This is a genomic window from Flavobacterium aquatile LMG 4008 = ATCC 11947 (assembly GCF_000757385.1).
Taxonomy (GTDB): Bacteria; Bacteroidota; Bacteroidia; order Flavobacteriales; family Flavobacteriaceae; genus Flavobacterium; species Flavobacterium aquatile.
In genome coordinates, this window is sequence record NZ_JRHH01000003.1 from 137,238 (window position 1) to 162,745 (window position 25,508).

14 protein-coding genes, 2 tRNA genes and 3 rRNA genes are annotated in these 25,508 nt (G+C 34.8%); 12 read left to right on the top strand and 7 right to left on the bottom strand.

Features of this window, described 5'->3' with window-relative positions; genetic code table 11:
• Nucleotide 1 precedes the first annotated feature (1 nt).
• Nucleotides 2–403, top strand: coding sequence for a PH domain-containing protein (locus LG45_RS06475; RefSeq protein WP_035125575.1), 402 nt, complete (start codon nucleotides 2–4; stop codon nucleotides 401–403).
• Here LG45_RS06475 and LG45_RS06480 read toward each other — a convergent pair.
• On the bottom strand, nucleotides 400–1,623 hold the full coding sequence (locus LG45_RS06480; protein ID WP_035125576.1) for an exo-beta-N-acetylmuramidase NamZ family protein: 1,224 nt from the start codon (nucleotides 1,621–1,623) through the stop codon (nucleotides 400–402). The two genes, LG45_RS06475 and LG45_RS06480, sit on opposite strands and share 4 nt — an antisense overlap.
• A 5-nt stretch (nucleotides 1,624–1,628) precedes the next feature.
• On the opposite strand from LG45_RS06480, the gene LG45_RS06485 reads away from it, so the two are divergent.
• The 6 genes from LG45_RS06485 (at nucleotide 1,629) to rrf (ending at nucleotide 8,651) form a co-directional block, all read left to right on the top strand.
• Nucleotides 1,629–2,864 (top strand): ABC transporter permease, encoded by a 1,236-nt coding sequence (locus tag LG45_RS06485; protein WP_035125577.1) that lies wholly within the window; start codon nucleotides 1,629–1,631, stop codon nucleotides 2,862–2,864.
• 683 nt (nucleotides 2,865–3,547) lie between these two features.
• Nucleotides 3,548–5,061, top strand: a 16S ribosomal RNA gene (locus LG45_RS06490).
• 87 nt (nucleotides 5,062–5,148) lie between these two features.
• Nucleotides 5,149–5,222: transfer RNA gene (locus LG45_RS06495), tRNA-Ile, on the top strand.
• Between the two features lie 84 nt (nucleotides 5,223–5,306).
• Nucleotides 5,307–5,380 (top strand) — tRNA-Ala (locus LG45_RS06500).
• A gap of 129 nt (nucleotides 5,381–5,509) precedes the next feature.
• Nucleotides 5,510–8,393 (top strand): 23S ribosomal RNA (locus tag LG45_RS06505).
• A 148-nt stretch (nucleotides 8,394–8,541) separates the two neighbouring features.
• Nucleotides 8,542–8,651: ribosomal RNA gene (gene rrf, locus LG45_RS06510) — 5S ribosomal RNA — on the top strand.
• The 16S, 23S and 5S rRNA genes sit together here with 2 tRNA genes alongside, the layout of an rRNA operon.
• Before the next feature lie 368 nt (nucleotides 8,652–9,019).
• Here rrf and LG45_RS06515 read toward each other — a convergent pair.
• Nucleotides 9,020–9,601, bottom strand: a complete 582-nt coding sequence (locus LG45_RS06515) for a MiaE family protein (protein ID WP_035125578.1) — start codon at nucleotides 9,599–9,601, stop codon at nucleotides 9,020–9,022.
• 61 nt (nucleotides 9,602–9,662) lie between these two features.
• Between LG45_RS06515 and LG45_RS06520 the strand changes: the two genes are divergently transcribed.
• The gene (locus tag LG45_RS06520) at nucleotides 9,663–10,889 is read left to right on the top strand and encodes a glycosyltransferase (RefSeq protein WP_035125579.1); all 1,227 of its coding nucleotides are present in this window, start codon (nucleotides 9,663–9,665) and stop codon (nucleotides 10,887–10,889) included.
• Nucleotides 10,890–11,107: 218 nt separating this feature from the next.
• Here the strand turns inward: LG45_RS06520 and LG45_RS06525 are convergent, their stop codons facing one another.
• The 5 genes from LG45_RS06525 to porU all read right to left on the bottom strand — a co-directional run bounded on the left by LG45_RS06525 (nucleotide 11,108) and on the right by porU (nucleotide 19,488).
• Entirely contained in the window at nucleotides 11,108–12,736 is a 1,629-nt protein-coding gene (locus LG45_RS06525) for a pyruvate dehydrogenase complex dihydrolipoamide acetyltransferase (RefSeq protein ID WP_035125580.1), read from the bottom strand.
• A gap of 2 nt (nucleotides 12,737–12,738) precedes the next feature.
• A complete protein-coding gene (gene pdhA / locus LG45_RS06530) occupies nucleotides 12,739–13,737 on the bottom strand; it encodes a pyruvate dehydrogenase (acetyl-transferring) E1 component subunit alpha (RefSeq protein WP_035125581.1) in 999 nt (332 codons plus the stop codon).
• 162 nt (nucleotides 13,738–13,899) lie between these two features.
• Complete coding sequence (gene cdd / locus LG45_RS06535; protein WP_035125582.1) at nucleotides 13,900–14,382, bottom strand: cytidine deaminase; 483 nt, start codon at nucleotides 14,380–14,382, stop codon at nucleotides 13,900–13,902.
• A 69-nt stretch (nucleotides 14,383–14,451) separates the two neighbouring features.
• Nucleotides 14,452–15,621, bottom strand: a complete 1,170-nt coding sequence (porV, locus tag LG45_RS06540; protein WP_035125583.1) for a type IX secretion system outer membrane channel protein PorV — start codon at nucleotides 15,619–15,621, stop codon at nucleotides 14,452–14,454.
• Nucleotides 15,622–15,663: 42 nt separating this feature from the next.
• Nucleotides 15,664–19,488, bottom strand: a complete 3,825-nt coding sequence (gene porU / locus LG45_RS06545) for a type IX secretion system sortase PorU (protein ID WP_035125584.1) — start codon at nucleotides 19,486–19,488, stop codon at nucleotides 15,664–15,666.
• A gap of 210 nt (nucleotides 19,489–19,698) precedes the next feature.
• Here porU and gldJ point away from each other — a divergent pair, with 210 nt between their 5' ends.
• From gldJ to LG45_RS06565, 4 genes are all read left to right on the top strand, one after another.
• Nucleotides 19,699–21,429, top strand: a complete 1,731-nt coding sequence (gene gldJ / locus LG45_RS06550; protein WP_035125585.1) for a gliding motility lipoprotein GldJ — start codon at nucleotides 19,699–19,701, stop codon at nucleotides 21,427–21,429.
• Nucleotides 21,430–21,493: 64 nt separating this feature from the next.
• A complete protein-coding gene (locus tag LG45_RS06555; RefSeq protein WP_035125586.1) occupies nucleotides 21,494–22,777 on the top strand; it encodes a UDP-N-acetylmuramoyl-tripeptide--D-alanyl-D-alanine ligase in 1,284 nt (427 codons plus the stop codon).
• A 389-nt stretch (nucleotides 22,778–23,166) separates the two neighbouring features.
• Complete coding sequence (locus LG45_RS06560; RefSeq protein ID WP_131494642.1) at nucleotides 23,167–24,801, top strand: sensor histidine kinase; 1,635 nt, start codon at nucleotides 23,167–23,169, stop codon at nucleotides 24,799–24,801.
• Nucleotides 24,802–24,842: 41 nt separating this feature from the next.
• Nucleotides 24,843–25,487, top strand: a complete 645-nt coding sequence (locus LG45_RS06565) for a response regulator transcription factor (protein ID WP_035125588.1) — start codon at nucleotides 24,843–24,845, stop codon at nucleotides 25,485–25,487.
• Nucleotides 25,488–25,508 lie beyond the last annotated feature (21 nt).

Here is a 25,508-nt window from a genome sequence, read left to right on the forward strand (position 1 = left end):
TATGAAAGTATTTAAATCGAAGATAGATTGGTGGTTTGGATTGATTTTGGTTTATCCAATTTTCCTAAGTATAAAAGCTATGCTTGAAGGTGAATGGGTTGGATTGTTAGGATTAGCTGCTGTTGTAGGATTCATTTTGATTTTATCAAAGACAACTCAATACATCATTAATGAAAATCAATTAATAGTTAAAAGTACTTGGATTGTAAACGAACGAATTGATATTTCTAAAATAACAAAAGTTGAAAAATCAAATAGCATCTTGAGTTCACCAGCACTTTCGCTTGATAGATTATTGGTGCGCTACAATAAATATGATGAGGTTTTAATTTCTCCAAAAGAAAAAAAGGAATTTATAGACGAATTATTAAAAATTAATCCGACTATTGAAATCAAGAATTAAGGATAAATCAAATATTTTTTTCTCATTTCTTTAAAGTCATTCAAATCTTTTTCCCACGATTTTCTGATGTCTTTTTCAGAAACTCCAGCTTCAATTTGCTGTTGAAGTTTTTTAGTTCCAGCCAATTTTGTAAAAAATGAGTTGAAAAACTTCGATTTATCTGATGTTGTATCGTAGGCTTTTATCAACCATTTCAATTCAAGTTGAGTTACTTTTGATATAGCCGATAAATCTTCGCCATAGCACAAGATGTTTTTATGCATCGGATCTTTAGCTCCAAAATTTGGAACTGGTGTAAAACTAAAACCGCTTTTTGGTAAATAAGGCGAACCGTAAATTTGAAATTGTTTTTCAGTTCCTCGACCCGAACTTACATTTGTTCCTTCAAACAAACAAATACTTGCATAAAGATTTATAGCTTGGTCGTTAGGTAAATTTGGCGACGGTTTTATAGGCAAACTATAACTCATTTCATGACTGTAATTTAAGCATGGTATAACTTTTAGATCGCATTGGATTCCGTTTTTCAGCCATTTTTCGCCGTTAATCATTTTGGCATACTCACCAATTGTCATTCCGTGAAGTGTCGGAATTGGATGCATACCTACAAAACTCGTGAATTCTTTTTCTAATAGTGGTCCGTCTACAATATTTCCGTTCGGATTTGGTCTGTCTAAAACAATAAGTTCAATATTGTTTTCAGCACAAGCTTCCATTATATAATGTAGCGATGATATGTAAGTGTAAAAACGTGCGCCAACGTCTTGTAAGTCAAAAACTAAAATGTCAATTCCAGCCAATTGCTCAGCTTTAGGTTTTTTATTATCTCCATAAAGTGAAATAATTGGCAATCCGGTTTTAGTATCTTTGCCATCTTTTATAAGTTCACCAGCATCGGCAGTTCCCCGAAAACCGTGTTCTGGAGCAAAGATTTTCTTCAAATCTATTTTTTGTTCCAATAAATAATCAACTAAATGAGTTTTATTAGATAGAATTCCAGTCTGATTTGTAACAATTCCAGCTTTCTTGTTTTTTAATAATGGTAAATACGCCTCATAATTATCTGCGCCTGTTTTAATTTCTTTAGATTTTTCTGTGTTTATCGAAATTTCATCAGTTTCTATCGTACCATTTTTTTCTTGTCCCTTTTGAGCACCACAAGAAACTATTAGTAAAAGAAAGAATAAAACTGTATTTTTGAAAATTAAATTTGATATCATAAATCTTGAAATTAGAATATTTTATAGCAAAACGACTCATTACTGCTAAAGACCATAAAAGTAGTATTTCTGCACCAATAATAAAAATTGCGATTACCGCAATTGCGCTCGGAATTATCATGATGATAGTCTCTGTTGCAACTGGTATTGGACTACAACAAAAAATACGCCAAAAAGTTGCTGCCTTTAACGGACACATATTAATATCCAACTTTAACGGTAATGAATCTGACGTAAGTACAGAACCAATTTCTATCAGACAAAAATTCTATCCCAAGTTTAAAAACATTGAAGGAATAAATCACGTGCAAGCCATTGCAAATAAAGCCGGAATTATTAGAACAGAAACTGCTTTCGAACCTATACTATATAAAGGTGTAGGAAAAGATTATAAATGGGATAATATAAAGGAGTATTTAATAGAAGGTAAAATTCCAAATTTCCCATCAGAAGTAAGTAATGAAGTAGTCATTTCTCAATATCTCGCTAATCGTCTTTATTTAAAATTAGAAGATTCTTTTAATACCTTCTTCATGAAGGAAGGAGAAAACAAATTACCTAATAGCCGCAGATTCAAAATTGTCGGAATCTACAACTCCGGTTTTCAAGAATTCGATGCCGCTTACATACTTGGTGATATTCGTCACATCCAAAAATTAAATAAATGGAACGAAGACGAAATCGGTTCATTCGAAATCTTTGTAGACGATTTTACCAAAATTCAAGAAAAAGGCGATGAGGTTTATGCAGAAACTTCTTCTACACTAAACACGCAAACCATCGTTGACAAATATTACTACATATTCGATTGGTTAAAACTATTCGATTTTAACATCATCGTCATATTAATAGTAATGATAATCGTCTCCACAATTAATATGGTAGTTGCACTACTAGTCCTAATTCTAGAAAGAACCCAAATGATCGGAATCCTAAAATCAATGGGAGCCAACAATTGGACCATCCGAAAAATATTCCTCTACAATGCATCCTATTTAATTCTTCGAGGATTACTTTTCGGTAATATAATAGGTATCGGATTACTATTAATCCAAAAACATTTCGAAATAATCAAACTCAATCCCGAAAGTTATTACGTAAACGTAGCTCCAGTCGACATAAATATCTGGTTCATTCTAGCATTAAATTTAGGAACAATTGTAATTTGTTTAGTCGTTTTACTAATACCTTCCTATATAATAACAAAAATTTCACCATCCAAAGTCATCCGTTTCGATTAAGGAGCGAGTGGTTCGGGCATTTTCAGTTGTCCATTTTCCCGCTTTCGCTCCAATAAAAGCAGTTTTTAAAGAAAAAACTGCTTTTATTTTCACTACAATCGGGGCTATTTGAGTAATCTATTTGCGAAGAGGAGGGATTTTCAGGAGCAATTTCATTATAATTTCACTTCTAAGAAAAATAATCAAAAAAACTTTAGTAAACAACAATCTTGTTTTCAGGTAATTAAAAAAAACTTTCAAAAAAGGATTAAAAAAGACTTGCGAGATTGAAAAAGATACTTACTTTTGCACCCGCATTAAGGCAGACGTTCATTAACAAATACTGAAAAAAACTTAAAAAAAGATTTGCACAGAATAGGAAAAGGTTTTACCTTTGCCATCCGCAAAACGCTGAGAGTTTTTTGAAAGAATGAGAGTAGAAAAGAAAAAAAAATATTTTTTTTCGATTTACTTGCGAGTTAAGAAAAAAGATGTACTTTTGCACCCGCTAACCGATAGAGTAATACACGGCTTACTAAAAGAAGTAATGTAGAGTACTAAAGAGAAGCAAAAAAATAAGATAGACACGTTCATAGACATATTGAATTGACAGCCGTCCCGATTTATCGGGACAAACAAAAAAGAGAGTAAGAAAATCGAAAGATTTGAATAAGCTAGAGTATTATCGTAAAATATTAAAATATACGATGAAGAGTTTGATCCTGGCTCAGGATGAACGCTAGCGGCAGGCTTAACACATGCAAGTCGAGGGGTATATGTCTTCGGATATAGAGACCGGCGCACGGGTGCGTAACGCGTATGCAATCTACCTTTTACAGGGGAATAGCCCAGAGAAATTTGGATTAATGCCCCATAGTATTATTAAATGGCATCATTTTATAATTAAAGTCACAACGGTAAAAGATGAGCATGCGTCCCATTAGTTAGTTGGTAAGGTAACGGCTTACCAAGACAATGATGGGTAGGGGTCCTGAGAGGGAGATCCCCCACACTGGTACTGAGACACGGACCAGACTCCTACGGGAGGCAGCAGTGAGGAATATTGGACAATGGGCGCAAGCCTGATCCAGCCATGCCGCGTGCAGGAAGACGGTCCTATGGATTGTAAACTGCTTTTATACAGGAAGAAACACTCCGACGTGTCGGAGCTTGACGGTACTGTAGGAATAAGGATCGGCTAACTCCGTGCCAGCAGCCGCGGTAATACGGAGGATCCAAGCGTTATCCGGAATCATTGGGTTTAAAGGGTCCGTAGGCGGTTTAATAAGTCAGTGGTGAAATCTGGTCGCTCAACGATCAAACGGCCATTGATACTGTTAGACTTGAATTATAAGGAAGTAACTAGAATATGTAGTGTAGCGGTGAAATGCTTAGATATTACATGGAATACCAATTGCGAAGGCAGGTTACTACTTATGGATTGACGCTGATGGACGAAAGCGTGGGGAGCGAACAGGATTAGATACCCTGGTAGTCCACGCCGTAAACGATGGATACTAGCTGTTGGGAGCAATCTCAGTGGCTAAGCGAAAGTGATAAGTATCCCACCTGGGGAGTACGTTCGCAAGAATGAAACTCAAAGGAATTGACGGGGGCCCGCACAAGCGGTGGAGCATGTGGTTTAATTCGATGATACGCGAGGAACCTTACCAAGGCTTAAATGTAGATTGACAGGACTGGAAACAGTTTTTTCTTCGGACAATTTACAAGGTGCTGCATGGTTGTCGTCAGCTCGTGCCGTGAGGTGTCAGGTTAAGTCCTATAACGAGCGCAACCCCTGTTGTTAGTTGCCAGCGAGTCATGTCGGGAACTCTAACGAGACTGCCAGTGCAAACTGTGAGGAAGGTGGGGATGACGTCAAATCATCACGGCCCTTACGCCTTGGGCTACACACGTGCTACAATGGACGGTACAGAGAGCAGCCACTGCGCAAGCAGGAGCGAATCTACAAAACCGTTCTCAGTTCGGATCGGAGTCTGCAACTCGACTCCGTGAAGCTGGAATCGCTAGTAATCGGATATCAGCCATGATCCGGTGAATACGTTCCCGGGCCTTGTACACACCGCCCGTCAAGCCATGGAAGCTGGGGGTACCTGAAGTCGGTGACCGCAAGGAGCTGCCTAGGGTAAAACTGGTAACTAGGGCTAAGTCGTAACAAGGTAGCCGTACCGGAAGGTGCGGCTGGAACACCTCCTTTCTAGAGAAGATAATATAAAGGTCTCAAGTAAAGAAATTTACTTACTCTCTGCTGTTAATTCAAATAATACAAAAGCAAATAAAACAGAGTCTCGTAGCTCAGCTGGTTAGAGTACTACACTGATAATGTAGGGGTCCCCAGTTCGAGTCTGGGCGGGACTACTTAGTTTTAAGCTTGGAAATTCTAGGGGTTGAGGCTTTATGAATATAATTCATAATTCATAATTCACAATTCGTAATTAAATTGGGGGATTAGCTCAGCTGGCTAGAGCGCCTGCCTTGCACGCAGGAGGTCAACGGTTCGACTCCGTTATTCTCCACTATTCGCTTAGGCGAACAAAGTTCATTGACATATTGAGATAAGAAAATAATAAAAAGTAGAAAGTACTATAAATATATGATTAGTTATATATTTATTTAAGTCCTAAATATTAATTTATTTAGGCGGCACATAAGCAAAATAAGGGCGTATGGGGGATGCCTTGGCTCTCAGAGGCGATGAAAGGCGTGATAAGCTGCGAAAAGCTACGGGGATTGGCACACACGAATTGATCCGTAGATACCTGAATGGGGCAACCCACTATGTTGAAGACATAGTACACCGATAGGTGGGCAAACCCGCTGAACTGAAACATCTAAGTAGGCGGAGGAGAAGAAAACAAAAGTGATTCCGTAAGTAGTGGCGAGCGAACGCGGATTAGCCCAAACCAGTGTTGTTACGGCAATACTGGGGTTGTAGGACCACGAGATTTGTTGCGGATTGAATTAGAATAACCTGGAAAGGTTAACCATAGAGGGTGATAGTCCCGTATAAGTAAGAGAAGATAACGATAGTGGTATCCTGAGTAGGGCGGGGCACGTGAAACCCTGTCTGAATTTGGCGGGACCATCCGCTAAGGCTAAATACTCCTGAGAGACCGATAGTGAACCAGTACCGTGAGGGAAAGGTGAAAAGAACCGTGAATAACGGAGTGAAATAGATCCTGAAACCATACGCTTACAAGCGGTCGGAGCCCTTTAGTGGGGTGACGGCGTGCCTTTTGCATAATGAGCCTACGAGTTAACGTTGCTGGCAAGGTTAAGTGATTAAGTCACGGATCCGTAGCGAAAGCGAGTCTGAATAGGGCGCTTTAGTCAGTAGTGTTAGACGCGAAACCGTGTGATCTACCCATGGGCAGGATGAAGCTGTGGTAACACATAGTGGAGGTCCGAACCGGTTGACGTTGAAAAGTCTTCGGATGACCTGTGGGTAGGGGTGAAAGGCCAATCAAACTCGGAAATAGCTCGTACTCCCCGAAATGCATTTAGGTGCAGCGTTGGTCATAAAGTTATATAGAGGTAGAGCTACTGATTGGATGCGGGGGCTTCACCGCCTACCAATTCCTGACAAACTCCGAATGCTATATAATGTTTACCAACAGTGAGGGCATGGGTGCTAAGGTCCATGTCCGAGAGGGAAAGAACCCAGACCATCAGCTAAGGTCCCCAAATATATGCTAAGTTGAAAAAACGAGGTTTGTCTGCCCAGACAGCTAGGATGTTGGCTTGGAAGCAGCCATTCATTTAAAGAGTGCGTAACAGCTCACTAGTCGAGCGGACGAGCATGGATAATAATCGGGCATAAGCATATTACCGAAGCTATGGATTTATACGTAAGTATAAGTGGTAGGGGAGCATTCTAACAGGGTTGAAGGTGTATCGTAAGGTATGCTGGACTGGTTAGAAAAGAAAATGTAGGCATAAGTAACGATAATGCGGGCGAGAAACCCGCACACCGAAAGACTAAGGTTTCCTCAGCTATGCTAATCAGCTGAGGGTTAGTCGGGTCCTAAGGCGAACCCGAAAGGGACAGTCGATGGCCAACGGGTTAATATTCCCGTACTTCTTATAATTGTGATGGGGTGACGGAGTGATGAAAGCACCGCGAACTGACGGAATAGTTCGTTGAAGTACCTACCTATAAGCTGCGCAGGCAAATCCACGCGGCTTGGGGAAATACGATAGTACTCGGAGTCTTCGGACAAAGAGATAGTGTGCCTAAGGGCTTCCAAGAAAAACCTCTAAACTTAGATTATAAGAACCCGTACCGTAAACCGACACAGGTAGTCGAGGAGAGAATCCTAAGGTGCTCGAGAGATTCATGGCTAAGGAATTAGGCAAAATAGACCTGTAACTTCGGGAGAAAGGTCGCCAGCAGCAATGCTGGCCGCAGTGAAAAGGTCCAGGCGACTGTTTATCAAAAACACAGGGCTCTGCAAAATCGTAAGATGAAGTATAGGGCCTGACACCTGCCCGGTGCTGGAAGGTTAAGAGGAGATGTTATCTTTCGGGAGAAGCATTGAATTGAAGCCCCAGTAAACGGCGGCCGTAACTATAACGGTCCTAAGGTAGCGAAATTCCTTGTCGGGTAAGTTCCGACCTGCACGAATGGTGTAACGATCTGGACACTGTCTCAGCCATGAGCTCGGTGAAATTGTAGTATCGGTGAAGATGCCGATTACCCGCAGTGGGACGAAAAGACCCTGTGCACCTTTACTATAGCTTAGTATTGGTCTTGGATAAGTGATGTGTAGGATAGGTGGGAGACTATGAAGTGGCGTCGCTAGGCGTTGTGGAGTCATTGTTGAAATACCACCCTTTGCTTATCTGAGATCTAACTCTCTTTCGAGAGGACATTGCTTGGTGGGTAGTTTGACTGGGGTGGTCGCCTCCAAAAGAGTAACGGAGGCTTCTAAAGGTTCCCTCAGCACGCTTGGTAACCGTGCGTAGAGTGCAATGGCATAAGGGAGCTTGACTGAGAGACATACAGGTCGATCAGGTACGAAAGTAGAGCATAGTGATCCGGTGGTTCCGCATGGAAGGGCCATCGCTCAAAGGATAAAAGGTACGCCGGGGATAACAGGCTGATCTCCCCCAAGAGCTCATATCGACGGGGGGGTTTGGCACCTCGATGTCGGCTCGTCACATCCTGGGGCTGGAGAAGGTCCCAAGGGTTGGGCTGTTCGCCCATTAAAGTGGCACGCGAGCTGGGTTCAGAACGTCGTGAGACAGTTCGGTCTCTATCTACTGTGGGCGTTAGAAATTTGAGTGGATCTGATTCTAGTACGAGAGGACCGAATTGGACAAACCTCTGGTGTATCTGTTGTTCCGCCAGGAGCACCGCAGAGTAGCTACGTTTGGAAGGGATAAGCGCTGAAAGCATATAAGCGCGAAACCCACCACAAGATGAGATTTCTTTTAAGGGTCGTTGGAGATGACAACGTTGATAGGCTATAGATGTAAAGGCAGTAATGTCATAGTCGAGTAGTACTAATAACCCGTAAGTTTATGTGCAATTTTCCTCCCGATGCAAATCGGGAGGGAGAATCTTTCTTAAAATAATTTTTCTTTATCTCAGTATGTTAAGATATTGTTTCAATTACGAATTCAAAATTAGGAATTACGAATTGAAAAATAATTGTCCAAAGCAATTATAGCCTCTTAAGGTGGTTATTGCGTCGGGGCTCACCTCTTCCCATTCCGAACAGAGAAGTTAAGCCCGATTGCGCAGATGGTACTGCATAACTGTGGGAGAGTATGTCGCCGCCTTCTTTTTAAAAACCCTATCCAAATCGGATAGGGTTTTTTGTTTATATCAAGTTTAGACAAAATTGAGTAAAGAGTTAGCCGAAGAGAAAAGTTATGACATCAACTTGATTAAAAATATAAAAAAATACGACTAAATTATGGTGAAATGTTAATTTGAATTTGTAAAACTGGTCCACTTAGTAGTTTAAAATTTTCTATTTATTAAAAATTGTTGTTTTATACGCGGTTGCGTGAGTGATAGTAGCGGCATCCTTTTCTTTTTTTCTTAAAAAAAGAAAAGATAGAGCGGATAGCACGACCCGAAGGGCACGCCATAAAAAAAAGCAACCTCATGAAAGAAGTTGCTTTCTGTACATTAATATAACTTTTAATTATCCGTGTATTGTTTCAGATTTACCGTAGTTGGTAATTAGTTCTCCTTCAAATTCTATCCATTCTTTCCAGCGTTTATCTACATCAACTTTTTCAGAATATTTTCTGGCAAAAGCAAGAAATGACGTATAATGTCCTGCTTCACTTATCATTAATTCTCTGTAAAAGGTGGCTAATTCTTTGTCTTTTATGTTTTGAGAAAGAACTTTAAATCGTTCACAACTTCTGGCTTCAATCATTGCTGAGAATAATAATCTATCTACAAAGGCATCGTTGCGACTTCCATCTTTTTTTAGAAATTTAAATAATTCATTTACATAATGGTCTTTACGTTCTCTTCCTAAAGTTAATCCGCGTTCTTTTATGATGTTGTGAACCATTTGAAAATGATCTAATTCTTCTTTTGCGATTTCAAGCAACGATGTAACTAATTCTTCATGCTCAGAATTTTGAGTTATTAGAGTAATTACATTTGTAGCTGCTTTTTGTTCGCACCATGCGTGATCGGTGAGAATTTCTTCTATGTTTCCTTCAACTATATTTACCCATCGTGGGTCGGTTTTTAATTTTAGACCTAACATTTTTGTGCTATTTTAGATTAATGCAAAATTATGTCTTTTCTTTGTAATTGTATTTGTTATTATGCTAAAATCTAAAACTTTATTAATTATTGGCTTTGTTTGGCCCGAACCAAAATCTTCTGCGGCCGGAAGTCGAATGATACAATTAATTGAATTGTTTCTAACCCATGGATATGAAATCACTTTTGGATGTACTGCACAAAATTTAGAATTTTCAGAGGATTTAACTGTTTTGGGAATTACTTCTAAAACTATTGAATTGAATTCTTCTACGTTTGATGATTTTGTAAATGAATTGAATCCTAATGTGGTTTTATTCGATCGATTTATGGTTGAAGAGCAATTTGGTTGGCGTGTTTCTGAAAGTTGTCCAGATGCTTTAAAAATATTGGACACGGAAGATTTACATTGTTTACGTAATGCAAGGCAATTGGCTGTTAAGGATAATCGAGAATTTATTTTAGATGATTTATTTTCGGATGTTGCTAAAAGAGAAATTGCTAGTATTTTAAGATGTGATATTTCACTAATGGTTTCTGAATTTGAAATAGAATTGCTTCAAAATCAGTTTAAAGTTTCGAAAGATTTACTTTATTATTTGCCGATTTTTGCTAAAAAACTTGATGATATTCCAACGTATAATGAACGAAATGATTTTGTTTTTATTGGAAATTTTCTTCATGATCCTAATTGGGATTGCGTAAAATATTTGTCGGATGTTATTTGGCCAATGTTGCATTTGAAATTACCGGAAGCTAAAATGTTGATTTATGGTGCGTATCCATCGCAAAAAGTTTTACAGTTACATAAACCGAAACAGAATTTTTATATAATGGGAAGAGCTGATGATGCTTTTGATGTTGTCAAGAAAGCTAAAGTAGTTTTGGCTCCCATTCGATTTGGTGCCGGAATTAAAGGCAAGTTGATTGAAGCTATGCAATGTGGAACTCCAAGTGTAACTTCTTCTATTGGTGCTGAAGCAATGCACGGAAATCTAGAATGGAATGGTTTTGTAAAAGATAATTCTAATGAATTTGTTGATGCGGCAGTTCTACTTTATCAGGATGAAAAGCTTTGGAATAAATGCCAGGAGAATGGATTTGAGATTTTAGAGAAATACTATAAAAAATCGTTGTTTGAGGTTCCTTTTATTACGCAAGTAATTTCGCTTTTAGAAAATTTAAAGCTGCATAGAAATAATAATTTTATTGGCGCTATTTTGCAACATCATTTACTTTCTAGTACTAAGTACATGAGTAAATGGATTGAGGAGAAAAATAAGAAATAATTTTTAGTAGCAGATAAAGCGATTTGTTCTGATTTTATAGATCTTCTTTTATATTCTGATTTCTATTCAATACATATTCTAACTAGCCCTGATTGCAGTGGCACGAAGTAGAACGGAAAGCAGGAAAATGGAATCCAAGAACACCTAAACCATTCGCTCCTAATCAAAAAAATCCTGCTCATTGCTGACCAGGATTTTATATTTACATTGCTTTGTGATTATGCCAGCATGGTAACTGGATTTTCTATAAAGACTTTTAATGTTTGTAAAAATTGTGCTCCGGTTGCACCATCGATTGTTCGGTGATCACAAGCTAGTGATAACATCATAGTGTTTCCAACAACGATTTGACCGTCTTTTACTACTGGTTTTTCAACGATTGCTCCTACTGAAAGGATTGCTGAATTGGGTTGGTTGATGATTGAATTGAATTCAACTATACCGAACATTCCAAGATTAGAAACGGTGAATGTACTTCCTTCCATTTCGGTTGGTAGTAATTTTTTAGTTTTTGCTCTTCCTGCCATGTCTCTAACTCCAGCGCCAATTTGAGATAAACTCATAGCGTCTGTGAATTTTAAAACTGGAACCACTAATCCGTCTTCAACAGCTACTGCGACTCCAATATTCACGTGGTGATTGATGGTAATTGCATCTTCTTTCCATTGTGAATTGATTTTTGGATGTTTTTTCAATGCCATTGCGCAAGCTTTTATTACCATATCGTTGAACGAAACTTTGGTATCTGGAACAGCGTTTATGATGGCTCTTGATTTCATAGCGTCGTCCATATTCACTTCAATTGTAAGGTTGTAGTGTGGCGCTGTGAATAGCGATTCTGCTAAACGTTTTGCAATGATTTTTCGCATTTGCGAATTTTTTATTTCTTCTGTAACTACTTCTCCTGCTGGAACGAATGGTTTTGCTGCTGCTTGAGTTTCTGGTTGAGAAGTTGTTGGTGCAGTAACTGGAGCCGAAGCTGTAAAGTTTTCTACATCACTTTTTACAATTCTCCCGTTTTCACCAGAACCTTTTACTTGAGAAAGGTTGATTCCTTTGTCTTTAGCTATTTGTTTTGCTAATGGAGAAGCGAAAACTCTTCCATTATCTGTATTTGTCGTTTCTTGAACGGCTTCTTTTGTTGGAGCTTCTGTAGCTTTTTCCGATGTTTCAACTGCGGCTGGAGTTTCGCCTTTACCGTAGTTTTCTGCAATTCCAGATATTTCAGTTCCTGCAGGTCCGATTATAGCTAAAACGCTATCAACTGGCGCAGATTCTCCTTCGTTGATACCGATGAATAATAAAGTTCCAGAGTTGAACGATTCGAATTCCATTGTTGCTTTATCGGTTTCGATTTCGGCAAGAATATCTCCTTCTTTTACTTCATCACCCACTTTTTTCAACCATGTTGCAACTGTTCCAGTAGTCATAGTATCACTTAAACGTGGCATTGTGATTACTTTTACGCCTGCTGGCAATGCTGCTGGAGCAGAAGTTGGAGTGCTTTCTTGTTTTGGAGTTTCAGCAGTTTTCTCTTCTGTTTTTTCTGATACAACTTCAGCTTTTGAGGCTGGTGTTCCGCCAGATAATAATGCAGAAATATCTTCGCCTTCTTTTCCTATAATTGCTAAAAGTGAATCTACAGGAGCCGATTCGCCTTCTTGAATTCCGATGTGTAATAAAACACCAGAATTGAAAGATTCGAATTCCATTGTAGCTTTGTCTGTTTCGATTTCGGCTAAAATGTCACCTTCTTTTATTGTATCACCTACTTTTTTAAGCCATGTAGCAACAGTTCCTTCTGTCATAGTATCGCTCAAACGAGGCATGTTTATTACTGTAGCCATAATTATAATCTATGAGGTATGAAAGGGTAATTTTCTTGTTCGTAAACCACATCGTACAATTGTTGTACTTCTGGAAACGGAGATTCATCGGCAAATTTTTCGCATTCGTCAACTAAGTCTTTTACTCGTTGGTCGATAACTTCAATTTCTGCTTCTGTTGCGTAACTATTTTCTTTAATTACATCAAGAACTTGAGTAATTGGATCTATTTTTCTGTATTCTTCAACTTCTTCTTTAGTTCTGTAAAGTTGTGCATCCGACATTGAGTGACCTCTATAACGGTACGTTTTCATTTCTAAAAATGTTGGTCCATCACCACGACGCGCTCTGTCTATTGCTTCTTGCATAGCTTCCGCAACTTTTACAGGATTCATTCCGTCAACTGGTCCGCAAGGCATTTCGTATCCTAAACCTAGTTTCCAAACGTCTGTGTGATTTGCAGTTCTTTCTACAGAAGTTCCCATTGCATATCCATTGTTTTCACAAATAAATACTACTGGAAGTTTCCATAACATAGCCATATTAAAAGCTTCGTGAAGTGAACCTTGACGAGCTGCTCCATCACCAAAATAGGTTAAAGTAACACCGCCGGTTTCAAAATATTTATCGGCGAAAGCCATTCCTGCTCCAACTGGTATTTGCGCACCTACAATTCCGTGACCACCAAAAAAACCTTTTTCTTTAGAGAAAATGTGCATAGATCCGCCCATTCCTTTAGAAGTTCCAGTTACTTTTCCATAAAGTTCTGCCATTACTTTTTTAGGGTCAACTCCCATTGCAATTGGTTGAACGTGGTTACGATAGGCAGTAATCATTTTATCTTTAGACAAATCCATTGCGTGAATTGCTCCAGCAAGTACTGCTTCTTGACCGTTGTATAAATGTAAAAATCCTCTAACTTTTTGTTGGATATAAACGGCAGCTAATTTGTCTTCAAATTTTCTCCAAAACTGCATTTCCTCATACCATTGAAGGTAGGTTTCTTTTGTAATTGGTTTCATTTTTTAATGAATTACTATGATTAAAGATAGTGTAATTGTATCACAATATTTATTTATTTAAAATTGCGAAATGCAAAAGTAAGATATTGATAGTAGATGTAAAAATAAATAAGTATTAAAATAACTTTTTTTACTACAAAATACTAACTATAACGATATCGCTTACAACGATGTTTTGTCAAACGATAAAGGTAATAAATTGTTGATAGAATTTGATTTATATACTTCTCCAGATTCTCCCATGAAATATATTTCTATAGGAATTTCTTGTTTAAATTCGTATTCGGCAATCGATTGTCGGCATGCGCCACATGGTGGAATAGGAGACAAAGTTGGATTAGTATCTGATGCTGCAGTAATGACCAATTTTACAATTTTCGCATTTGGATAAATTGCTCCAGCTTGAAAAATCGCAACACGTTCTGCACATAAACCCGATGGATATGCTGCGTTTTCTTGATTGGATCCTAAAACGATTTTACCGTTATCTAATAAAATTGCCGCTCCAACTCTGAATCTTGAATAAGGTGCGTAAGCATTTTTACGAGTTTCAATTGCGTGATTCATTAATGATTGAATTTCTAATGGTAAATCGGAAATTCCATTAAATACTGAAATTGTGGTGTTAATTGTAATTTCTTTCATTTGATTATAGAGGAAAAAAAATCCAAACTTCGATTAAGAAATTTGGATTGTTATTTTATTAATTAAAGTCTAATATTCATCGTATTTGTCACCGAAGTTGAATGTAAGTGAGAAACGTAATGTGTTTTCCAATGGATTTTTGACTTTAGATGCGGAGAATAAATATGAGACGTCTATTTTAACGACATTATATTTAAATCCAGCTCCAAGTGAGAAAAATTTTCTTGCACCTTTTAATGGACTTTCATTAAAATATCCTAATCTAAACGCGAATGAATCTTGATATAAGTATTCGGCTCCAACAGAATAGGTGAATTCTTTTAATTCTTCTGAGAAACCGTCTGGTGCATCACCAAATGATTGAAACATTCCAGAAACCCAACTTATTTTTCTGTAATCTTCGTCGTTTTCTGCGCGTTCTTCTGGCGTTATGGTTCCATCTCCATCTAAATCTGGATCTTGAGGTGTTGGCACTAATAATTTAGCCAATTCAACACTTGCGGTTACTTTGTTATAATCGTCTAATATAAAGTCAAAACCACCACCCAAACGCATCGTTGCTGGAAGAAAGTTGGTGCTTAGTTCATCATTATCATAACTTATTTTTGGACCCATGTTTTGGAAATTAAATCCTAAACGGTATCTTCCATTAAATTCGTTGAAAGCTATTTCTTCTGATTGAAAAAATCCGGCTACATCAACAGCAAAAGTATTTGCAGGTTTTACATCACTATCTACAGAAACGATTTTTAAATTGGAACGAATAAATCTACCAGCGACAGCCATTGAAAATGTTTCGCTAAGTTTAAGTGAGTATGACGCGTCTAGAGCAAGTTCATTTGGAGTTACAACTAGTGCTTGTTCGTTTGGGTCGTCTGTTTGGCGTAATTCAATATCTCCAAGACCAAAGTAGCGAAGACTTCCTGCGAAAGCACTTCTTTCATTAATTCTGTTGTAGTAGTTTACTTGTCCTAAAGAAATGTCATTAACAAGTTGTGTTAAATAAGGTGTATAACTAATTGAAAATCCTTGTTTGTCTAAAGCAAATGAATATTTTGCTGGATTCCATTGTTGTGAAAAATTATCTGCTGATGTTGCTACACCTTGATCAGCAAGACCTGCAGCGCGTGCATCTGCAGCGACTAAAAGAAATGGAACTCCTGTTGTAATAACCCTGTCTTGAGCATTGATAAATTGTGATGTTACTACTAAAAGTAACAGTATTGAAATTTTTTTCATATTGTGGGTTCAAAAATATAATTAAACAAATATAGTATTTTATTAAAGTATTACAAGTTTTTCGATTTTTTCTGATTTTTTATTTGTCAAGGTTGATTTTACTGTGAGCTTATAAACATAGACGCCTTTTCCAATTCGATCACCAAAATCGTCTTTTCCATCCCAAGTAATTTCTCTTGAAAGGAAACCTTCGGTTACAACCGTTTGATTTATTGTTTTTACAATTTTTCCAGTAATAGTAATTATTTGAACTTGAACATCTAATGGTTCAAATGGTCGGTTGTGTGTAAACCAAAATTGAGTGTAATTTACAAATGGATTTGGATAATTTAACACGTTTTTTAATGTAATTGATTCATCTCCAACTACAATAAATGTAATGTCAGCTGTAACGAAATTATTGTAAACATCCCAAGCTTTCAATGTAATTGTATGTAATCCTAATTCTAAATTTCTGAATGGGAATCGTATTTTCCCTTTGGTGTAATCGTCCAATTCGGTTTCGTAATAATCATTTAAAACATAAGGATTATTTTCGTCACCATCTAAAATAGCAACAATATCATGACCAATTCCACTAGCAGTATTTATACCGTGTTCGTCTTCTAGAAATGCCAGAAAAAATGGTGATTGATTTGTAATTCCGCCATCTACAAATGTTTCATCATTCATATATAATCTAACTCTTGGCGCGGTATTATCGGCAACGGCATTTGTATTTATTCCCCCAATTTTAATGTCTGTATTATAACCTGTTTTGTCTAATAATATTGTATTTCGTTTGGCATAAAAACTAATTCTTCCGTTTCCTACAGGAATTTTAATGTCTTTAGGAACAACAAATCCAAATTCGAATTGCCCATTATTTACTGATGCATTTCCTCTAAAAATAGTTTCGCCTAAACTGGTAAAACTCATTGGTGGACTATAATTGTCGTTGTTATAAGTAACTTTTGTATAATTTTTATCGAATATATTAACGGCTAATTCACCATTGTAAGTTGGTAAAACGTTTCCAATTTCATCTTGCACTTCACCTGTAAGTTTTACATATGCCAAGGCTTGAAAATCTACAACTGGTTGATTTATTGGCACCTCATTTACTTTTGTTAAAACAACCCTAGGTTTAGAAATGGCCAACATCAAAGCAGGATCACCAAGTAAAAAAACAACTCGTGTTGATGGGTTATTGAAACTTTCGTTTTTAGCTAATCGTAATGCTTCTGCTATTGATACATATTCATTAGAACCGTAAGAAAATAATCTTTTTGAAAGAGTATCGTTAAAATTTTCAGCGGTTGTTTGACCAATTGATCTTACAGTGGTAATCATAGATATTGCTCCGCCAGTCGGATTCCAGTAGGTATATTCTCCTGCGGTTGGTCGCAACGGGTTGTCAAAACGAGAAAATTCGCAGGTGATTGTTATAAATAATGGATAACGGTACCTGTTGTTAAAATTAGAACCGTCAAATTTATCCCAGATTCTTTCACCTGTCAATCCATCTTCACCACCATGTCCTAAATAATTAAAGACTAATGCTCCTTTTTCAAAAGCATTTCTGATGTCTTCTTTCGCTTCTGGATATCTATTTCCTCCTGCTGATGTCTCTTGTGTGTATGAATCTAAAAGTATTTTCTTAAAATTTATAAATGGTTTTTCTGCGTGAATTTCGTCTGTTAATGAATTTTGTCTCACTTGTAAAGTGGCATCCGGAGTTTTATCGGAATCATCCGAAATAGAAACATAGTTATTTCTCCAACTTCCGTAAGATTTTATATCGTGATATTCTATAACTTTATTGACCATTTCATCAGCTTGAGTTGTTGATGAAATTAGCATTCTTCCTACGGCAATATCAATACCGCCGTTGGTTACTTCAACATTCCCTTCGTCGTTATCCATTAAAGCAAAAAAGTCATCAGAACAAAAGGAACTCTCTCCTGAGTAGTAGCTATTTGTTGCATGATATATAGGCACAATATTGGTGTTTCCAGAAATTCTATTTTTAAAATCGTAAGAAGCATCTCCAAATAAATTTAGATATTTTACTCTATTGCTCGCACTTGAAGCGTTGTCATAAACATATTTAACTAAATTTCTAATTGCTGCAATGTCTTGTTTTCCTGATGAAAATTCTTGGTATATATTTTCAAGATTGACCACTTTTACATTCAATTGTGAATAATTTCTGTGAAAAGTGGCAAGTTTTTCTGCTTGAGAATTGAATGCGCTTGGTGTAATTATTAAGTAATCAATATCCTTAAAATTTCCTGCTGCATCTTTAAATATGGTTCCTTTGATGTTTTGATTGGATACGGCTGATTTTGCTTCTTTTAATGGAGTGTAATAATCGTTCGGGTCAATTGCAATGTATTTTCTAATTTCGCCTAAATCACTTTTAAATGAAAAAGTTGTTGCTCCAGGATTGGAAATTTTAGATGTATTATAAATATCGGTGATGTCCCAAACCTGATTGATATTTGAAGCATTACTTATTACATATTCACCAATTGCCGATGTTGAATTTGCAGCGTTATGTTGAAATCTAAATTGTTTGTTGTAGCCAATTAAATTTCGTTTAGCCCTTATTATAATGTAGTCTAAAAATCCTTTAGAAGCAGGAACTCCGCCATTATTGTATGTAAGGTTTATGGTAAACTCTTCAGTTGCTGGAATGTTTGTTATCAAAGTGCTGTCTGTGGCTTCTACGCCAGTATTTGGTGCGACAGCAGCCATTGTAAGCGTTCCTATATCTTGTGAGTTTGCTTTTGCAATAAAATTTGTGCTTACAAAAGAATTTCCTCCAACATGAATTTCAATTGTTGCTGGAATAGTAGTTACAATATTTTCAAATTTTAAATCAAATTCTTGTTCGTTATCAGAGCTAAAGGATTCTCCAAACCACACGCGACCTAAGCGTCCGATGTTGTTTAAATCCTTTTCGTGAAATTTTTCGTCATCAAATGTGTTTATTGTTGCCGTTGCGCTTCCAGATGGTTGTGGTAAATCAAGGATTCTTTTACCATCTTGTCCGTCAACGTTAATGTAGTAATATGATTTTTCGCTGTATAAATTTAAATTGGTTTTATTTTCTTGACTCCAATTGTCAACACCTTCACCATAAAATAAAACATAATCTGATGAATCAAATTTTAAATCGTCTTCACCAATTACTTGTATAGCATTTTCTGTTAAATCAAATGGATATGAAGAAGAGTTACTCAAAGGAACCATTCGTCCTCCGTTTCCATATAGTTTAATTTTCTTCGGATTTAAATTTGACGTTTTGATGCCAAGACTTTCTAAAAACGATTTGGATATTTTATATACTCCAGATTTTTCAATGTAAAAACGATACCATTTTCCTGTACTCAACACCGAATTTGTAACTGGAATTGTATTGTTTTCTAAATTTACTCTAGACGATGAAGCAGAATATTCGTAAGTGAAAGAAACTATTTTTTTATAAGAACTTCCTTCCTTTATAATAGGTGATATAGTTAAAATTGTAGAGTAAATATCTCTTGCAATATTGTTTTTGATTGTGGCTTTCAATGATGTTGGAATTGCTTCTCTGGAAAGGTCACCCAATTTAGATTCTTCAATAGTTTCATAAATTACATTGGAGATTAGTAAAGAATTTTCATCAATTAAAGAAGAAGTTTGTTTTCTAGTCGAGTAGTGTATTTCTTTTTTCGCACTATTGAAAATAAAGTTGTCGCCATTAAATTGCGGAATGTTTAGACTATAATCGCCTATAGAATAAAGCTTGTTTTCATTCCATTGTACAGCAATATTCTCTCTAACTTGCCCATTGCAAAAGAGAGTAAAGGTTATTGTGATAAGGATAGCAATTTTTTTCATCAATATTATGTAACGCAATAAAAATATAATTATTACAACAGAGCGTAAAATTAAATAATATTAATCATCTTTACAATAAATAAAAAAAGGAAACGTTATTATAGTGACTAAAACCAACTAAATTAAATTTTATTAATTATTGAAAAAGATGTTGCAAATTAATAGTTATTTACTATATTGCGCCTCGAAAATTTATTACCTACTAAGAGTATGAAAGTAAACAAGTTTATGGCAATCAGGTTATTACTAGCGTTAGTAATAATGGTCGGTTTCTCAAGTTGTAGCAAAAAATCTAGTTCTAAAGGCGGATCTAGAGCAACAGGTTGGAAAATCAATGACAAAAAAGGTGGATTTCAGTATGCTTCAAAATTTAAGAAGCAAGCAACTGGTCCAGGTCTAGTATTAGTTGAAGGAGGAACATTTACTATGGGTAAAGTTCAAGATGATCCTATGCACGATTGGAATAATACTCCAAATCAGCAACACGTTCAATCTTTTTATTTAGACGAAACCGAAGTAACTAATGTAATGTACATGGAGTACTTAGATTGGTTAAAAAGAGTTTTCCCTCCAGAAGAAGAAAATTATAGAAATATTTATGAAGGAGCTTCGCCAGATACATTAGTTTGGAGAAATCGTTTAGGGTATAATGAAACGATGACAAATAATTACTTAAGACATCCAGCTTATGCTGAATATCCTGTAGTTGGAGTTAATTGGATTCAAGCAACAGAATTTTCTAAATGGAGAACAAATAGAGTTAATGAGTCAATATTAGAGCAACAAAAATTTTTGAAAAAAGATTCTAAAGTTGTTGATGTAAAAGCTGATGCTACTTTCGATACTGAAACTTATCTTGCTGCTCCAACAAAAACTTTTGGTGGAAATCAAGAAATTGTTTTACAAAAAGGACAAAAAGGTGGTGCTAAAAACAATGGCGCTGCTGGTGCTGGTGGTGGAACTGCTAATGCAAATGGAAATAGCGGTGCTAAAAACGTTTATGCTCAAAGAACATCTGGTTTAATTTTGCCAGAATATAGACTTCCAACAGAGGCTGAGTGGGAATATGCTGCTGCTGCTGATGTAGGTCAAAGAGAATACAACATTTATAAAGGACAAAAGAAATATCCTTGGTCTGGAAGTTATACTCGTTCAGGAAAAAGACAAGTTAAAGGTGACCAATTGGCAAACTTTAAACAAGGTAAAGGTGATTACGGCGGAATTGCAGGTTGGTCTGATGATGGTGCTGATATCACAAATAAAGTAAAATCGTATCCTCCAAATGATTTTGGTTTATATGACATGGCTGGTAACGTTGCCGAATGGGTTGCTGACGTTTACAGACCTATTGTTGATGATGAAGCTAATGATTTCAACTATTTTAGAGGTAATGTTTACATGAAAAATAAAATAGGAGAAGATGGGAAAGTGGAATTAGTAACAGCAGAAACTCAAGTTTTTGATACATTACCTAATGGTAAAGTTGTTGCTAGAAATTTTCCAGGACAAATCTCACAAGTTCCAGTTGATGATAACGAAACTTATCTAAGACAAAATTTCTCTACTTCTGATAACAGAAACTATAGAGATGGTGATAAACAATCTACAAGATTTTTCGACTTCGGTTCTTCTGAAGAAGGTGAAGCTAAATTACCTAGTGAAAAAAGAATGTATGATTCACCAGAACACAATGTTTCAACCGATAGTATTGGTAACATGGTTCGTAAATTTGACAAATCTAGCAAAAGAACAACTTTAGTTAATGATGATGTTAGAGTTTACAAAGGTGGTTCATGGAGAGATAGAGCCTATTGGTTAGATCCAGCTCAAAGAAGATATTTTCCACAAGATATGGCTACTGATTACATTGGATTTAGATGCGCCATGTCAAGAGTTGGTCCAAAAGCAGACAAAAAGAAATCTGCTAGAAACAAAAGATAATTTTATATTTTTGTATAATAAAAGCCCTTTAATTAGGGCTTTTATTGTTTTAATACTTTGCTAAATGACAATTCAAGAAATACATCAACTATTTTTAAAATGTACCTCAATTTCAATTGATACAAGAAAAATACAGTCTAATTCTCTTTTCGTTGCTATAAGAGGAGAAAAATTTGATGCAAATACTTTTGCAAAAGAAGCATTAGAAAAAGGTGCTCAGTTTGTAATAATTGATAATTCAGATTTTTACATTGACGATAGAACTATCTTGGTTGAAGATAGTTTGAAGGCTTTGCAAGAATTAGCAAAATTTCATAGGCGTCATTTAAAGTTACCTATAATTGCTTTAACTGGTAGTAACGGTAAAACAACTACTAAGGAGTTGATTCATGTTGTTTTGGCTAAAAAATATAAAACAAAAGCAACTGTTGGAAATCTTAACAATCACATTGGAGTACCTCTTACTTTACTTTCTTTTAATGAATCTACAGAGTTTGGTATTGTAGAAATGGGTGCAAATCATCAAAGGGAAATTGAATTTCTTTGTTCTATTGCTGAACCTGATTTTGGGTATATTACAAATTTTGGGAAAGCACATTTAGAGGGATTTGGCGGTGTTGAAGGTGTTATTAAAGGTAAAAGTGAAATGTATAAGTTTCTAGAGTTTAATAAAAAAATAGCTTTTGTAAACCTTGACGATTCAATACAAGAAGAAAAGTCCAGAAATATAGAGCGAGTTTCGTTTAGTCAGATTGATAAAAATGCATTTATTTTTATTCAAAATGTAGAAGCTAACCCTTTAGTTTCAATAAATTTCAATGATACTATAATTCATTCACATTTAATTGGATTGTACAACGCTAATAATATTAATGCCGCTATCACAATTGGAAAGTATTTTAAAATTTCCAGTAGTCAAATTAAAGAGGCGATAGAATCATATATTCCTGAAAACAATAGATCTCAGCTATTAACTAAAGGTACAAATGAAATTATATTAGATGCTTATAATGCTAATCCTAGCAGTATGAAGGTTGCAATAGAAAATTTTATACAACTTACTAATGAAAATAAGGTAATAATTATAGGAGATATGTTCGAATTAGGCAAAGAGAGTTTGCATGAACATAAAGAAATTATTGCATTATTATTACAACAAGATGCTTTGTCTTGTTATTTTATTGGAAAGGATTTCTATTCGAATAAAATAGAAAAGAATGATTTTCATTTTTATCAAAAATTTGAAGACTTTTCAGAATCAATTGTTGAGTTGAATTTTAAAAATAGCTTAATTTTGATTAAAGGGTCAAGAGGTATGGCTCTTGAAAGGACTTTGGATTTGCTATAAACCCACATTAAAATTTATTTAGAGTTATAAAAAAATATAATTTTTATGCTTACATTTACTAATGATTGACTAATAAATAGTGATTTGAAAAAGGATGTATTTTAAAGTTTGTAGAATTAATTCTACAAAAATATATAACTTATTCTACAAGCGATGAAATAAATGTGTACTAAATTTGTAGAATAAATTTTACTATCTTTTGTTTGGGATGTTATTTTTGGTTTAAAGATTTACCTTTAATATTAAAAATTAATTGTTGACCTTATAGATTAGTTATTTTAATTTTTTTCAAACCTTTGATATAAAAAACAAAAAAACAATATTATAAAATATTATTCTATACAGCCTTGTTAAACAAAATAAACAATAGAAAAAAATTTCACTTTTCATTGATAATTTTTATCATTGTTTTGCAATGTTTGGTTTTATATTTTTGGTATATAGAAACTGAGAATGATAATAAATTAAGAAATCTAAGTACAGATGTCACTATTGCAAATGACGGAGCTTATTATACTACTAAATCATACTCTAAGCTCAACAAATCACAAGTTTTTTTACAAGATTTTATCAAGAATAAAAACAAAAAATCACTATTAAAATATTATGAATCACTAGATGGTCTAAATTCATACTTAGATAGTCTAGATATTGTTTTGAAAAAAGGCGAGAAATCTATGGAAGAAATTTACTTTTTAAAGCAAAATTTAGATTCTGTTCTGAGTAGCAAGATTTTTATGATTTCTAAAAAAGATGAATCTACTTATAATAGATTTAATTACGACGGAATTCTAAACAGTGTAAATGTTGACTCAATAGTAACAAAAGATAGTGTTGCAAGAAAAGGATTGTTTTCTAGACTTGGTGATGCTATTTTCAACAAAAAAAATATTCAAAAAGAAAAGTTGAAAATTATAATAAGTTACAAATACCAAAATAAATTAAGAACAGGTGAAATCAAGAATGAAATTGAGAATATACTTAAAACATCTGATAAGTTTTATTCTGATAACATGAAAAAATTAGAAGATGCTTACTATATATCAGATAAAAACAATCTAAAGCTTTATAAGCTCAATGCAAAACTACTTGAGTCAAGCATAAACTTAATAGATTTATTTAACAACTCATTAAACTCATTAAAAAATAAAAACAATGATAATTTTACAGAAATAACAAAGAAATATTTAAAACAGAGAAATTATATTATTTTTCTTTTAACTCTTCTAATGTTATTATTTTCAATAATATTATATAGATTCACAAGGTTAGCATTTCAATTAGAAAATAAATTAGTAACCTCTAAAAAAATAATTCTTAATAACTTAGAGTATAAAAATAAAATAATAGGTATGATTAGCCATGAGATAAGGTCGCCTTTAAGCATTATTTCTATTTACAGCAAGATGGTTAGTTCAAAAGTTGATGATAAAGAAGTAAAAGAGGTTTTTAAATCTATTGAATATACGACAAGTACCTTACTATTGTTGTCAGGGCAGATTTTAGAGTATTCTAAGAATGAAAATAAAAAAATGGAGTTAATAAACACTCAATTTAATTTAAACGATGTTTTAGTAAAGATCGTAGACCCACTCACACCACTAGCTTTAACGAAGGGAAATAAATTAAGAGTAGAAAAAAACATTTCAAAGCAATTTATAGTTTTATCAGACCCAACAAAAATAAGTCAGCTATTTTATAATTTAGTTGGAAATGCCATCAAGTTTACAGAGAATGGAACGATTTCGATTGAAATCTTTTCAAATAAAGTTTCAAGTAAAAAAATAAACCTTTTAATAGAAGTGAATGATTCAGGAGTTGGTATTTCTGAGGATGAACTTAAAAATATTTTTGAAGATTTTTACCAAGGTTCAAATGGATTTAATAACGTAGGTGTTGGTTTAGGCCTTAAAATTTGTAAAGAAATCGTAGAGTTATTTGGAGGAACTATTGAAGTTGAAAGTCAGTACGGAGCTGGGACAAAAGTTAAATTAAATTTATTTATGAATTTAATTGATTCATAAAGTGTTTTAGACTAAGACTATTTTTTATAATTAAGGTTATGATGAGAAATAAAGAACTAATTTTTTTACTTGCAGACGATCATAGTGTTGTTAGGCAAGGTGTGTTATTAATGATAAGGGATATAGTTAAAGATGCAGTTTTTTTTCACTCATCAACTTTTAAAGAAACTTTATCAATTTTAAGAACTACAAAGATTGATATTATAATTTTAGATATTCATTTTCCAGATGGAAATAGTTCAAGTATTTTGACAGAAATAAGGAATATAAATCCAAATATTAAAATTTTAATTTTTTCCGGCCTGGAAGAGGATGTCTATGCAGTTAGGTATATTAATGGTGGCGCTAATGGTTTTTTAAGTAAATTATCATCAGAAGATGAAATGAAGAATGCTTTAAAAATATTTATTGATAAAGGTAAATACATGAGTCAGAATGTAAAAGAAAAAATACTTGACAATTACATGCTTAAAAAGTCGATAAATCCATTAGATAATTTGTCCACGCGAGAAATGGAAATAGCTGTATTGTTGGTTAAAGGACATGGTAATTTGGAGATTTCATTCATAAAAAAACTGCAAAAAACTACAATTAGTACCTATAAAAAAAGAATTTTCGAAAAATTAAATGTTGATAATTTAGTTTCTTTAATTGGTGTTTTTAATTCTTATTATGAAGACAATTAATTTAGAAATTTTCTATAATTA

Bases quoted from the DNA above. Each gene is read 5' to 3' on its own strand.
- LG45_RS06515 (WP_035125578.1), bottom strand. From the start codon at position 9,601: ATGTTAGGTCTAAAATTAAAAACCGACCCACGATGGGTAAATATAGTT.
- LG45_RS06520 (WP_035125579.1), top strand. From the start codon at position 9,663: ATGCTAAAATCTAAAACTTTATTAATTATTGGCTTTGTTTGGCCCGAA.
- LG45_RS06525 (WP_035125580.1), bottom strand. From the start codon at position 12,736: ATGGCTACAGTAATAAACATGCCTCGTTTGAGCGATACTATGACAGAA.
- LG45_RS06555 (WP_035125586.1), top strand. From the start codon at position 21,494: ATGACAATTCAAGAAATACATCAACTATTTTTAAAATGTACCTCAATT.
- pdhA (WP_035125581.1), bottom strand. From the start codon at position 13,737: ATGAAACCAATTACAAAAGAAACCTACCTTCAATGGTATGAGGAAATG.
- LG45_RS06480 (WP_035125576.1), bottom strand. From the start codon at position 1,623: ATGATATCAAATTTAATTTTCAAAAATACAGTTTTATTCTTTCTTTTA.
- porV (WP_035125583.1), bottom strand. From the start codon at position 15,621: ATGAAAAAAATTTCAATACTGTTACTTTTAGTAGTAACATCACAATTT.
- porU (WP_035125584.1), bottom strand. From the start codon at position 19,488: ATGAAAAAAATTGCTATCCTTATCACAATAACCTTTACTCTCTTTTGC.
- cdd (WP_035125582.1), bottom strand. From the start codon at position 14,382: ATGAAAGAAATTACAATTAACACCACAATTTCAGTATTTAATGGAATT.
- LG45_RS06565 (WP_035125588.1), top strand. From the start codon at position 24,843: ATGAGAAATAAAGAACTAATTTTTTTACTTGCAGACGATCATAGTGTT.
- LG45_RS06475 (WP_035125575.1), top strand. From the start codon at position 2: ATGAAAGTATTTAAATCGAAGATAGATTGGTGGTTTGGATTGATTTTG.
- gldJ (WP_035125585.1), top strand. From the start codon at position 19,699: ATGAAAGTAAACAAGTTTATGGCAATCAGGTTATTACTAGCGTTAGTA.